The organism is Bacillus sp. LQ01 (assembly GCF_057624735.1).
This window is the reverse complement of sequence record NZ_JBYEZL010000001.1, coordinates 1,507,695-1,521,019: the sequence shown is the minus strand read 5'-3', so window position 1 is coordinate 1,521,019 and position 13,325 is coordinate 1,507,695. Positions and strand designations below refer to the sequence as shown.

11 protein-coding genes and 1 pseudogene are annotated in these 13,325 nt (G+C 35.8%); 6 read left to right on the top strand and 6 right to left on the bottom strand.

The window, feature by feature from the left end:
* Positions 1-260 precede the first annotated feature (260 nt).
* A complete protein-coding gene (locus AC22L0_RS08005) occupies positions 261-551 on the top strand; it encodes a DUF4183 domain-containing protein (RefSeq protein WP_001121647.1) in 291 nt (96 codons plus the stop codon).
* 64 nt (positions 552-615) lie between these two features.
* On the opposite strand, the gene AC22L0_RS08000 is transcribed toward AC22L0_RS08005, so the two are convergent.
* Positions 616-1,563 (bottom strand): DUF4183 domain-containing protein, encoded by a 948-nt coding sequence (locus AC22L0_RS08000; protein WP_487272185.1) that lies wholly within the window; start codon positions 1,561-1,563, stop codon positions 616-618.
* 259 nt (positions 1,564-1,822) lie between these two features.
* Here AC22L0_RS08000 and AC22L0_RS07995 point away from each other — a divergent pair.
* Positions 1,823-2,319 (top strand): annotated as a pseudogene (locus tag AC22L0_RS07995) (BclA C-terminal domain-containing protein).
* A gap of 338 nt (positions 2,320-2,657) precedes the next feature.
* Here AC22L0_RS07995 and AC22L0_RS07990 read toward each other — a convergent pair.
* Positions 2,658-3,272 (bottom strand): helix-turn-helix domain-containing protein, encoded by a 615-nt coding sequence (locus AC22L0_RS07990; RefSeq protein ID WP_140160755.1) that lies wholly within the window; start codon positions 3,270-3,272, stop codon positions 2,658-2,660.
* Between the two features lie 55 nt (positions 3,273-3,327).
* Between AC22L0_RS07990 and AC22L0_RS07985 the strand changes: the two genes are divergently transcribed.
* The 4 genes from AC22L0_RS07985 to AC22L0_RS07970 all read left to right on the top strand — a co-directional run bounded on the left by AC22L0_RS07985 (position 3,328) and on the right by AC22L0_RS07970 (position 7,705).
* The gene (locus AC22L0_RS07985) at positions 3,328-3,912 is read left to right on the top strand and encodes a LysE family transporter (RefSeq protein ID WP_087967854.1); all 585 of its coding nucleotides are present in this window, start codon (positions 3,328-3,330) and stop codon (positions 3,910-3,912) included.
* 179 nt (positions 3,913-4,091) lie between these two features.
* A complete protein-coding gene (locus tag AC22L0_RS07980) occupies positions 4,092-4,874 on the top strand; it encodes a glycosyltransferase family 2 protein (protein ID WP_140160756.1) in 783 nt (260 codons plus the stop codon).
* Positions 4,875-5,260: 386 nt separating this feature from the next.
* Entirely contained in the window at positions 5,261-5,521 is a 261-nt protein-coding gene (locus AC22L0_RS07975) for a hypothetical protein (RefSeq protein WP_001281135.1), read from the top strand.
* 399 nt (positions 5,522-5,920) lie between these two features.
* A complete protein-coding gene (locus AC22L0_RS07970) occupies positions 5,921-7,705 on the top strand; it encodes a collagen-like triple helix repeat-containing protein (protein WP_487272184.1) in 1,785 nt (594 codons plus the stop codon).
* A gap of 84 nt (positions 7,706-7,789) precedes the next feature.
* Here AC22L0_RS07970 and AC22L0_RS07965 read toward each other — a convergent pair whose 3' ends face one another.
* The 4 genes from AC22L0_RS07965 to AC22L0_RS07950 form a co-directional block, all read right to left on the bottom strand.
* Positions 7,790-9,586 carry an ABC transporter ATP-binding protein gene (locus tag AC22L0_RS07965; protein ID WP_001243556.1) on the bottom strand — a complete coding sequence of 599 codons (1,797 nt, stop codon included), beginning with the start codon at positions 9,584-9,586 and terminating at the stop codon, positions 7,790-7,792.
* A complete protein-coding gene (locus AC22L0_RS07960; RefSeq protein WP_087967861.1) occupies positions 9,579-11,333 on the bottom strand; it encodes an ABC transporter ATP-binding protein in 1,755 nt (584 codons plus the stop codon). The genes AC22L0_RS07965 and AC22L0_RS07960 overlap by 8 nt, the downstream gene beginning before the upstream one ends.
* Positions 11,334-11,554: 221 nt before the next feature.
* Positions 11,555-12,151 carry a DUF1349 domain-containing protein gene (locus tag AC22L0_RS07955; RefSeq protein WP_001027681.1) on the bottom strand — a complete coding sequence of 199 codons (597 nt, stop codon included), beginning with the start codon at positions 12,149-12,151 and terminating at the stop codon, positions 11,555-11,557.
* 33 nt (positions 12,152-12,184) lie between these two features.
* Entirely contained in the window at positions 12,185-13,072 is an 888-nt protein-coding gene (locus AC22L0_RS07950) for a GNAT family N-acetyltransferase (RefSeq protein ID WP_098218528.1), read from the bottom strand.
* Positions 13,073-13,325: the final 253 nt, after the last annotated feature.

The following is a 13,325-nucleotide window of genomic DNA, read 5'->3' as shown; positions in this document are numbered from 1 at the left end:
GTTTATTTTATTTTTCCACGTTTATCTCTTAGGTTCAAAGACACATTTTAATTTGAATACAAAAACCGAATTTACGATTTACATATATTCCGCAAGTAACAACATCATTTTTTCATATAAATAAAGAACATTTCCTTACTAAAATTGGGCTCACCTTATAAAGGTGAAGCCGTTTCTATTATAAAAAACTCTCATACAATATAGTGGACAAGTTATTTTATACTTCGTTCTAATAAAATATTGTAAGGAGTGAAAATTAATTGCCTATCATTCAACCATTTATGGCATCTAGAAGATTTACATCTACACTAGGAGCCGGCACAGGTACAGGTGCAGCTTTTGCAATTGCTGCCACAGCTTGTTTAAACGATGCGGGTACTACTGCAACCGCTTTTCCGACTTTCACGTATTACAACTTATATGTGAACGGTATTCTTCAACCAAGCGTGAACTCCAGTGTTACTACTGGTCCTACTGGTGCTATTACAATTCCTGGTGGGGATGCATTAGACGGCGGAATTCCAATTACAATTGAATTTATCGTCACTTAATGTTACCGAATGTAATTCAGAACAAAAAAGACAGATTCCTTTTCACATTAAGAATCTGTCTTTTTTAATTAATAATAATAAATTGTAAAATAATTGAAGAACCTTGCGATGGTGGTTGGTTATCCAATAAAGTTAGTTTACCAGTACTAACTTCATAGAATGGTTGTGGTTGCAGAATTCCATTGATAAACAAATTTACATATGAAACCTCAGTAGGTGATAGTATATTCGTTGTACCATATTGAGCTATGCCATCTGCATCTGTATATATAAGTTTCTCTCCATCTGAAAAAGTGTAATATAGCAAATTAGTTGTTGTTATAGGGCCAATCCCCCCAGTAGGACCTGTTGCTCCCGTTGTTCCTGTTACACCCGTTGCTCCTGTTACTCCCGTTGCTCCCGTTGCTCCTGTTGCTCCCGTTGCTCCTGTTGCTCCCGTTGCTCCCGTTGCTCCTGTTGCTCCTGTTACTCCCGTTGCTCCCGTTGCTCCTGTTGCTCCTGTTGCTCCCGTTGCTCCTGTTGCTCCCGTTGCTCCTGTTGCTCCCGTTGCTCCTGTTGCTCCTGTTGCTCCCGTTGCTCCTGTTATTCCTGTTGCCCCCGTTGCTCCTGTTGCTCCCGTTGCTCCTGTTGCTCCTGTTGCTCCTGTTGCTCCCGTTGTTCCTGTTGCTCCCGTTACTCCCGTTGTTCCTGTTACTCCCGTTGCTCCCGTTACACCCGTTGCTCCTGTTACTCCTGTTACTCCCGTTGCTCCCGTTGTTCCTGTTGCTCCCGTTGTTCCTGTTGCTCCCGTTATTCCTGTTGCTCCCGTTGCTCCTGTTATTCCTGTTGCCCCCGTTACTCCCGTTACTCCCGTTGTTCCTGTTACTCCCGTTGCTCCTGTTGCTCCTGTTGCTCCTGTTGCTCCTGTTGCTCCTGTTGGAATATATATTGGAGGAAGAGCTGAAAATGTAGGTCCAATATTCTCAGGTTCTATCTTACCTTTATTTATTGATAATTTATCATTCCGCTTCAATTTAATTCCTCATTCCACATATTTTTAATTAACTTACATAAGTATGAGTCTATTATTAAGAAATGCTTTCATAACTATTCTTTTTTCTTTCCAAATAATTCATACAGTTATTAAACATTTTACCGTTGCTATAACTCCTATTAATATAATAAAATGATAGTCCCATTCCAAAAACACGAAACTTATTGCATTCTAATTTAAAAATGAGGTAATTTATACTCAAGATAAAAATGAAAAAAGAATAGAAAAACTAGTATCAATGGCTCTTGAAATTATTCTTCCATACAGACTTACTGAACCTACCAGAAATACTGGGTCAATAGTTACAACAAACTCTATGTTCGCTAATAATACATTAGGTGATCCCATCACTGTGATATTAGGCGGAACTAATATTCCTCTTTCTAATAACCAAAGCCTCGGTAATTTTACAGTTAACGCCTCAAACGATATATTTACAATTCCTGTAACCAGAAGATATCATTTAACCTATCAAGTTAATACGACAACTGCTCTACTCGCTGGAACAAAACACTATTAAACGCTTCTACTCCACTTCCTGGTTCTATTTTTTCTCCCGCTATATCAACTTCAAATTATAACAATAATTTAATTGCCGATACTACAATTTCACTTCAATTATTCGGCGTATTATACATCGTTAATTTGGTTGGAGGTGGTTCAACAGGTGCCTCTCTAACAATTATACGAATCGATTTAAAAATGATTCATTCTTTTTCTAATAAACATTATTAAATACTAAGTCTGTCATGATAAGAACCTCCCAATTATTTCATAAAAGTGATGGCGCATTAAAGAACAAATTGCACTATATTCATAGTAGAAACTATCTATACTAAATTTTCCGTATATATATTATCAATTTACACTGACTTCCACCGATGTTACATTAAATATGAAGACAGTTTCTTTTTTACGAACCATCTCAATACGTATTTGAGAAACGTACTCCAATCCTATACGCGAGAGCAATACTATGTTGACACTCAGATGAGTGTCTTTTTTTGTGAGTAATAAAAAATAAAAACCATCTCTTAAAGATGGTTTTATCTTTTGTTACTATAAATGTAAACTTATGCAGTTGGATAATAAATTGTCATGCTTAATCGAGTCAAAGATTCCCCTAAATTATAATAAGAGTGTGATCTATCGGCCTTAAAACGAATTGAATCTCCACTATTTAATGTATATTGACAGTTATTCACTTCTACTGTCAATTCACCTTCAAATACCGTAATAAATTCTTCTGCGCCTTCTTTATGCCCTTCTGAACTTAATTTCCCTTCTGTTTCTATTTCTACTGTATACATTTCAAAATGTCTATCATCTTGAAAAGGAAAAGAAGGATACACTTTATATTTTCCATTGTCTTCAGACAATGCTTGAATATCTTTTCTTAAAATCACTTTCGTATCAGGCTGAGGATTGTTGATTAAAGAGGTAAAAGAAACTTTCAAGCCATTTGCAATTTTCCATATTGTTGTTAGTGTCGGGCTTGATTCTCCTCTTTCAATTTGTCCAATCATCGTTTTACTCACACCTGTTAATTGGGAAACTTTTTCCAAACTTAATTTTTCTTTTTCTCTTATAGTTTTTAAATTTTCCGCTAGTATAAGTTGAATTTCTTCCATAAAAAACACTCCCACACTATATACAATATAACGACCGTTATGTATAATAAAAAGCACACGTTATATTGTTCTTTTCGGTCATTATAACATACAAAAATAATTGGGGGTTCAAATGCCTATATTTTCTTTTTTGTTATTTGTATTTATAAGTAGCTTCACACCTGGTCCTTACAATTTCTTAGCTATGACATACGCAAATCAACATGGATTAAAGAGAAGCATAAACTTTTGCTTCGGAGTAGCTTTTGGTTTTTTCATCCTCACTTCTTTATGTAGTTTCTTTAATGTTGTACTACTTAATATCTTACCCATAATCGAATTCCCTTTAAAAATTTTAGGTGTAGCGTATATGTTATATTTAGCTATTAAAATACTTACTAGTAAAAGCAGTACGAATCCCGTTGAAAAAGATAATAAAAACTTATTCACTGTGGGGATTTCTCTTCAATTCGTTAATCCTAAAGGGATATTATTCGGACTGACTGTAGTATCGACTTTCATACTCCCCTACTACAATTCATATTCAAGTTTTCTGCTTTTCTCATTATTTCTAGGTATAGTCGGTTTACTAAGTACATTTAGTTGGAGTTTATTTGGTTCAATATTCCAAAAAATATTAGTAAAACATAACCAATTATTCAACATCATTATGGCTGTTTTATTAGTTTTCAGTGCCGTTTCAATCGTTATACACTAATTCGATGCTCATTTTAGATTTTGTACTTTTTAATACCACTCTTTATCAATTAGACTACTTTATATACTAATCCATCCACATACCCTATGTGGTTTAAAACTTTTAAGAGGAAACCTTCTAACAATAGGTTTCCTTCCATATCATATTAAATAAGAAGCAGGTTAAATACGGAGGTGATTTTGATTAAGACTACTTTAATTTCTCATTTTTACAATGAAGAATATTTACTTCCATGGTGGTTAATGCACCATACAAAGCTATTTGATCATGGCATTCTTATTAATCGTGGATCCACTGATCGTTCAGTTGAAATCTGTAAAACATTCGCTCCTAATTGGGAAATACGAAACTCAAAATCACTCGAATTTGATGCTTATTTAGTTGATCAAGAAATTATGGAAATTGAAAGAGAAATTACAGGATGGAAAATGGTATTGAATACGACAGAATTCCTGTGCTGTTATAATAAAGAACAATTTTTCAAATCACTTAGCACTATGGGTGGCAATATGTTTTCAATAAGAATGATTATGATGATTGACGAACCGACTCATGGCTACACTAATCCAAGATATAGCTCTCCGCTTGTTAAACAACGTTATCACGGCATAATAATTCAACCTAATCCAAACCAACTATATCTTAACGGTAGATTAATTCACAATAATTCGCACGGGAACTATAGAGTCGGGAGACATGGTTCGCATTATCCTTATAGCATTTACATGGAACCTGCTTTTATTTTTAAATTTTTTTATAGTCCATGGAACGATGCAATGAAAAAACGAAAATTACAAATTGGGCCGACTCTTTCTCAACATAGTGTACAGCGTGGACTAGGTTCTCATCACTTAACAACAATTGAAAAATTAGAAACAAAATACAAATTCTATGCAACTTTAACTACGGACCTCCGGTTATTCCCAGAATACCAAATTATATTTCCTGACCTTTATCCTTAATGTCATGAATATTTAGTTTCCACATCCATCCGTTTTTTATTAACATATCAACTCCAACTAAATATTTTTCTCTAGTAGAAATCTGAGCTAGGACTCTTGCTGCGCGCAGATTCCTCTTATTTAATGTCGTATCACCAGCCTATAATCTTTCATACCATTTCATTGAGTACCTGATGTTGGATTAGAAATAAAAAATGGCAATTCATTTGGAAAATTTTCAATTTCAGATTATATACCTTCTAAAACAAAGTATTCAAACAATAGAACCTAAACTAATGTCTTAAGTTATGGCTTTATTTTTTTCTTATTATTCACTTTAAAATCTTTTTATAATAATATTGAAAAATACAGTATAATATAAATTACTGTTCTTTGGGAGGGTTATAATGTCTGATAAGTATAAAATTTTCATTCTTATTGTTACCGCATCTTTTTCTTTCTTTTCCTTAATAAAAGATTTCCGCAACACTTCAAAAAGTTTCTTTTGGGGTAGTTTTGTAATTCTTACAAGCTTCATAATACTTTTAACACTCGCTTTAGATTTAACTCAAATACTCCTATATTCAGCGCAAATTGCGCTTGAAATTATTACAATACCACATAAACTCTTTCTACCATCTGTCACTGAAGCCGCTATTATTTACTAATAAAGTATTTTAATTTTCTTATGCATGCCAAAATATATTTTGGTAAATTTGACACACATTTATATCAAACAAGCATATTTTATTGTATGGTGACTATCTAATAATACAAATTTTAAATTTTTATAAGATCCTTTTATTTTTAATTAAAAATTTACAACATTCTAATACAGTATGCACATAATATCCTCCATTCCCTTTTTCAACATGAAACTTGTCTCAGAGCGCCTTTAAAAGCGCTCTTTATCTTTAATAAAGGTTTTATTAAAATTTAGGTTAAAAATTAATACCCTATAGTCATAATAGCTATTTACTGTTTCCAAAATAAGTTGCATTAATAATATAGAAATGAAATACCTATAAAAATTATTACTTTACTATTTCTTTAAACATGCTAGTGAGGTGATTTCGATAGATTATCAAAACAAAGATATGTTCATTAACTTTTCACTTTTAGATATTAACCGTATTATTCTCCCACATTCTCCTACTGGGGCTACCGGCTCTACCGGACCTACTGGAGCTACCGGTTCCACCGGACCTACTGGAGCTACTGGTTCCACTGGGACTACTGGGACTACCGGGGCTACCGGTCCCACTGGAGCTACCGGTCCCACTGGACCTACCGGGGCTACCGGGGCTACCGGTTCCACTGGACTTACTGGCTCTACTGGGGCTACTGGCTCTACTGGAGCTACTGGTTCCACTGGGACTACCGGGGCTACTGGCTCCACTGGAGCTACCGGGGCTACTGGCTCTACCGGTTCCACTGGACTTACTGGCTCTACTGGGACTACTGGGACTACCGGCTCTACCGGACCTACTGGAGCTACCGGGGCTACTGGAGCTACCGGTTCCACTGGACCTACTGGGACTACCGGGGCTACCGGGGCTACTGGAGCTACCGGTTCCACTGGGACTACCGGGGCTACTGGAGCTACCGGGGCTACTGGCTCTACCGGTTCCACTGGACCTACTGGAGCTACCGGTTCCACTGGACTTACTGGCTCCACTGGGACTACCGGGACTACTGGGACTACCGGGGCTACCGGGGCTACCGGTCCCACTGGGGCTACTGGAGCTACCGGGGCTACCGGTTCCACTGGACCTACTGGCTTCACTGGTTCCACCGGGCCTACTGGCTTCACCGGTTCCATCGGGCCTACTGGCTTCACTGGTTCCACCGGGCCTACTGGCTTCACTGGTTCCACCGGGCCTACTGGCTTCACTGGTTCCACCGGGCCTACTGGCTTCACTGGTTCCACCGGGCCTACTGGCTCCACTGGGACTACCGGGGCTACTGGGGCTACTGGGGCTACCGGTCCCACTGGACTTACTGGCTCCACTGGGACTACCGGGGCTACTGGGACTACTGGACCTACTGGTTCCACTGGGCCTACCGGTTCCACTGGACTTACTGGCTCAACCGGGACTACCGGGGCTACTGGGACTACTGGGGCTACTGGAGCTACCGGGGCTACCGGGGCTACCGGTTCCACTGGACTTACTGGCTCCACTGGGACTACTGGGGCTACCGGAGCTACCGGTTCCACTGGGACTACTGGGGCTACCGGTTCCACTGGACTTACTGGCTCCACTGGGACTACCGGGGCTACTGGGACTACTGGGGCTACTGGGGCTACTGGGACTACTGGGGCTACTGGAGCTACCGGGGCTACCGGTTCCACTGGACTTACTGGCTTCACTGGTTCCACCGGGCCTACTGGGGCTACTGGCTCCACTGGGACTACCGGGGCGGCTAGTGTAGGATTAACAAACTATCTATATGTTTTTGATACTACTAACCAATCAATTGCAGTAGGAAGTAGTGTTACTTTTAACACAAATGGACCTATAACAGGAACTGCCCTTAGCCACATCACAGGTACTGGAAATATTATAATTAATACACTAGGAACATATGTAGCAGAGTTTCAATTACAAGCTTCTCGCGAAAACCAATTCTCCCTCCAACTAAATGGTACACCAATTTCAGGTGGACGTTTTGGTACGGGGTCACCACATACAATAAATCAAGGTACTGCTGCTTTTACCGTAACAGTTGTTCCTTCAACATTGACTTTAATAAATAACACCTCTTCAGCAGGTACTATCACTCTCTCAAATAGTGATGGTGGCTCTTTAACAAATGTATCTGCAAGTATAAGTATTTTTCAGGTCGGATAATTAATTTGGTTAGAAAAGTAATTCATAAAGTTTACAAATAAAAAAATGAGGCTTCTCTTTTCTAGAGAAACCTCATTTTTTTTATTAAATTTTAAACTGACTCGTATACAGATCAAAATAAAACCCTCTATCTTCCATAAGAGACTCATGATTCCCTCTTTCTAAAATTCTTCCATCCTTTATAACAAGGATTTGATCTGCTTTTTCAATTGTTTTAAGTCGGTGAGCGATCACAAAACTTGTGCGACCTCTCATTAAATTATTTAGCCCTGCTTGTATTTGTAATTCTGTTCTTGTGTCAATATTAGATGTCGCTTCATCGAGAATTAATATATCTGCATCTGCTAAAATTGCTCGTGCAATCGCAAGAAGTTGTTTTTGTCCTTGACTTAAATTCGATCCTTCTGAAGCAATTTCTGTTTCATATTGATTTGGCAAATGCTTAATAAAAGAATGTGCAGATGCTGCCTTAGCTGCAGTGATAACTTCTTCATCAGTAGCATCTAAGCGTCCATAACGGATATTATCCATAATCGAACCAGCAAATAAATACGTATCCTGTAAAACTACTCCTATTTTACTTCGTAAAGAATTAATATCATAATCTTTTATATCTTTTCCATCAATATGAATTTGTCCTTGCTGTATATCGTAAAAGCGAGTTAACAAATTAATGATTGTTGTTTTCCCTGATCCAGTCGGGCCAACTAAAGCAATTGTCTCTCCTGGCTGCGCTTTAAGACTCACTTCTTTTAAAATCGTTTTATTCTCTGCATAGCCAAATGAAACATTCTCAAGTGCAACATGCCCTTGTAAATTTTGTACAACAAATGCGTCTTTTTTATTTTGAATTTCTGGTACCTCATCCATAATCTCAAAAACACGTTCTCCACCAGCAACTGCCGCTTGAATTGTATTCATTAAAGTCGCAAATTGACTTAACGGTCTTGAGAATTGACGAGAATAATTAATAAAAGCCGCAATAACACCTACTGTTGTCATTCCGTTTAAGACCATAACTGATCCAGTCCCAATGACAAGCCCCATACCTAAGTTATTAATAAAGTTCATACTTGGAAAAATAAAAGCTGAAAATGTATCAGCCTTCGTAGCTGAAACTCTTAGCTGTTCATTAATTTTATTGAAATTTTGTACAGTTTCTTTTTCTTTTCCATACAACGTCGTAACATCCGCACCTGTAATTGCTTCCTCAATAAATCCATTTAATTCACCTAAATCTTTTTGACGCTTCGCAAAGTTTTTACCACTATATGCAACTAGTTTTTTTGTAACGTAAAACATAATAGGTACTGTAATTAAAGTTACAATTGCTAAAATCCAATTTAAGGCGAACATCGCAATCGTTACACCTATAAAAGTTAGCGCTGATGAAATAATTTGTACAACACTTTGTGTCAAAGCTTGGTTCAAATTATCTATATCATTTGTCACACGGCTCATTAAATCACCTTGAGAACGCACATCAAAGAACCGTAAAGAAAGCGTTTGGATTTTCTCAAAAATATCTTGTCGTATTTTTTGAATTGTTTTTAATGCAACGTTAATCATGACAAATGTTTGTAACCATGTTAAAAGTACAGTTACACCGTAAATCGCGATAAGTAACATACACATTCTTGCTGTACCACTTAAATCTTTCGGTACAATATATTGATCTATAATGACTCCCATAAAATAGGGACCTAATAATCCAAGTAAAGTAGTAACAACGACTAGAAATATAACAAACATTAGAGCAGCTTTTTGATAGCCCATATAGTTCCATATCCGCATTACAGTTCCTTGGGCATTTTTAGCTTTTCCCATCTTTGGTGTGTTTCGTCCACCTTTATTAGCAAATTGCCCTTGAAAATTACGCATGTTCTTCCCCACCTTCTTTATGCAAATTACCACCTTGGGAAAGATAAATTTCCTGATAAACCTCACTTCGTTCTAACAATTGTTCATGTGTACCATTGCCAACTAATTCACCATTATCTAATACAAGTATTTTATCCGCATCCATTATGGAAGAAATTTTGGACGCGATTAATAATGTCGTTGTGCCTTTATATTTTGTTTTTAAAGCTGTTTGAATAGTAGCCTCTGATTTTGCATCAACTGCTGATGTAGAATCATCTAATATGAGAATCGGTGGTTTTCTCACAAGTGCCCTTGCAATTGATACACGTTGTTTTTGTCCACCTGATAGATTTGTCGCACCTTGTGTTAAATTATATTGATAAGATTCTTCCAGCTTATTAATAAACTCAGTCGCACAAGCTGATGCAGCTGCTACTTCCAGCTCATCATGTGTTGCATTTTCTTTACCATAACGTAAATTCTCTTCTATACTACCTGAGAACAACAAAGCCTTCTGAGGTACAAACCCTATTGAAGCACGGAGTTTTTGCAAATCATATGTTTTAACATCTATTCCATCTATACATATTTCACCTTGATCCACATCATATAGACGTGGTAACAGTTTCGCTAAGGTAGATTTACCACTTCCAGTTGATCCAATAATCCCTACTTTTTCACCTTTTTGTATGCTAAACGAAATATCTTTTAAAACGTATTCATTATTTTTCGTATAGCTATAACTAACATTTTTAAATTCGATATTCCCCTCGATTTTCTCAGGTTCGATTGCATTAGCTGCGCTTATAATATCAACCTCGGTATTTAACACTTGCTGTACACGATCCGCAGATGGAAAAGCTCGCGCAATTTGAATAAATACCATGCTAATCGACATAAGTGACATTAAAATGATATTCAAGTAATTAATAAATGCCAAAATCGCTCCTACTCGAAGCGTTCCATTGAATACTTTTTCTCCACCAATCCATAATGTTGCGACAATCCCGCCACTTACAACTAGCATAATGATTGGCATCATTAAAGAAATAAGTTGCACAGCTCGAATATTTATCTTCGTTAAATTTGTATTTACACTTCCGAATTGAGCGATTTCATATTTTTGTCTTACATACGCTTTTATAACACGTACACCAGATAAATTTTCTTGTAACTTTGTATTCACTTTGTCCAATGCCTCTTGCACCTTTTTAAATGTACCACTTGCTTTACTTGCAATTAAAATAATCGCAAGTAATAAAATCGGAACAACTACAAGTAATATTGGAAATAACTCTCTTGCTGTTACAAAAACAATAATTATACTTCCCATAAATAACAGCGGACCACGAACGAGAACACGTAATGTCATTGTCATTGCTGATTGAATGGAAGTGATATCATTCGTCACGATCGTTAATAATTTACCTGTTCCAAATGAATCACGATTATTACTAGAAAATGTTTCTATTTTCGCAAACACATCTTTTCGTATGTCAGTAGCGAAATTAACAGCTGCTTTTGTAGAATACATCATACACCCAAGCCCTCCAACTAAACCGAGTGCTGCTGCTCCTATCATAAGAAGCCCCATTTTTATTACATAATTTAAATCCCGATTTGCAATCCCAACATCAATGATATGTTGCATAATAGTCGGTTGAATTAAGTCCATCGCAACCTCAAGTACCATAAATAGCGGTCCAATAATAGCGAAGAACATGTATGGTTTTAAATACTGTAATAACTTACGAAATGATTTCATACATAATCTCCTTTTCCCATGAAATTACCACTGAATAATTCATATCCCTCCTTATTTAAGCGATATTTTTTGTAATTTCTTCATTACTTTTATTATATTATGCAAATTAACATTTAACATTATTAAATGATAAGTATTAATGACTTTCTGGTCAATACATATGCTTTATATTATGTAAATACAAAAACCGCATTCTTAATGAAAAGAATACGGTTTTTCATCTATAATTCTTCAATTGTAAAATTTAAAAACTCAGTCTCAAATCCATTATTTTTAGAAGGACTACACGTGTAAAAACCTATTTTAATAGGCTCACTCCCTATATCCTCCATTAAATGAGCGATTCTTATTTGTTCCCATTGATGGCTCTTTTTCACATATATTGTATAATCACCGCGTTTTCGAATAATTCGAAAACGAAGTTGTTGCTTAGCTGCTTCTGTTGGATAATCCTGCGTTGACCAATCAGAATATCCATTATTCGTTACGACAGCACCTAAGTGAGATGGCCCTTCAGGGATATATTCTAAAGATGTTTTTAGCCAACAGTTCTCCGAAATCATAACAAAAAGACCTGCTTGATCGAATTTTGAATTTGGATTCATACGTAACTGAACTTCAGCTTGAAAGTCTGTCATCATCTCATTATAAAATACATGACCATTCATTACTTCAAAACCATAATGTGTTTTAAGCCAAAAATCGGTTTCTGCTTTCGAACGGACAATAAACGCATGATTATCATTAATTTTATAGTATTCAGGTACATTCATTATAGTGAGTTGCTCAATACGTTCTGGTATATACGATATATTCATAGCTCCTCCATAATAAAGCATTTATATAGACATTTAAAACTCCGCTAATACTGGGAATTTATAACCTTTAAAATCTAACTCTTTATCACTTCGAACCATTAAATACTTGCTAGACTGTAATTCTATAAACTGTACATCCTCAACCCCTAATTGATCCGGTGAAAAATAAAATTCGATTTCCGTAAACCTTTCATTGATTTCTCCACATAATTCATCTAAAACCGGAAGTACTGGCGCAAATACTCCAAATAATTTCAACTTTTCATTGTCTACTTCATAAACGATTAAAGCATCTAGTTTCTCTGAATAATACAATTTCTCATTCCATTCCGAATCATACATATTCAAATAAAATGAAGGATGGAAGTTTAAAGTTGAAAAACTATTTGAAAGTCTTTGGCTACTATCAATCGTTTCATGTATTAACTGTCTATTCTCTATATTATAGAAATCTAACTTTTTAAGTAGTGAATGGTTATTATTAATATTTTTATCATATGGTATAGTCATCAAATATTCCTGCACAACTTTAAATCCAAATGCTGTATATAGTTCAGGTTTTTCCGTAAACAATAATGCACATTCACATTTCTTATCAATTTCTTCTATCATTTTACTCATTAATTGTGTCATTAGCCCTTGTCTACGGAAATTAGGGTGTGTCATTACTGATTGAATACCCGCCGCATTTATTTTTTCACCATTAATTAATAATGGGAGTGAAAATGCCGCAACATTTGCAATCACTTTATCTTCTTGTAAAAATGATAAAGCTTTATATGTATCATCCCAATATCCTTTATCCGAAAAATCATTCAATGTTTGAGTTGTAATTCCAAACACTTCTTCAAATAAAGGAAATAACTGCTCTCTTTTCGGTTCTTCTATTAGAAGACTTGCCAATTTTTCAACATTCCCCATGTTGTACCTCCAAATGTTAAATTCCATTAAATTAGATATACTTATATGACCTACTCTTAAAAATAGAGGTCTTACCAATCAATATACTATCATAAAACATAAAAAAAAAGTCTAATTAATTTTATGTTTCGACTATTTGAAAATAAATCGAATAAAAAAATATTAAGATTTTCGGATATTAATTAGTTTATTTTATAAAAATAGCGCTTTCTAATTAGCTTTTACTAATAGAAATACACTATTTATAATAAAA

Coding starts and splice junctions, on each gene's coding strand:
- AC22L0_RS07975 (WP_001281135.1), top strand. CDS start 5,261: ATGTCTGATAAGTATAAAATTTTCATTCTTATTGTTACCGCATCTTTT.
- AC22L0_RS07985 (WP_087967854.1), top strand. CDS start 3,328: ATGCCTATATTTTCTTTTTTGTTATTTGTATTTATAAGTAGCTTCACA.
- AC22L0_RS07955 (WP_001027681.1), bottom strand. CDS start 12,151: ATGAATATATCGTATATACCAGAACGTATTGAGCAACTCACTATAATG.
- AC22L0_RS07965 (WP_001243556.1), bottom strand. CDS start 9,586: ATGCGTAATTTTCAAGGGCAATTTGCTAATAAAGGTGGACGAAACACA.
- AC22L0_RS07950 (WP_098218528.1), bottom strand. CDS start 13,072: ATGGGGAATGTTGAAAAATTGGCAAGTCTTCTAATAGAAGAACCGAAA.
- AC22L0_RS07960 (WP_087967861.1), bottom strand. CDS start 11,333: ATGAAATCATTTCGTAAGTTATTACAGTATTTAAAACCATACATGTTC.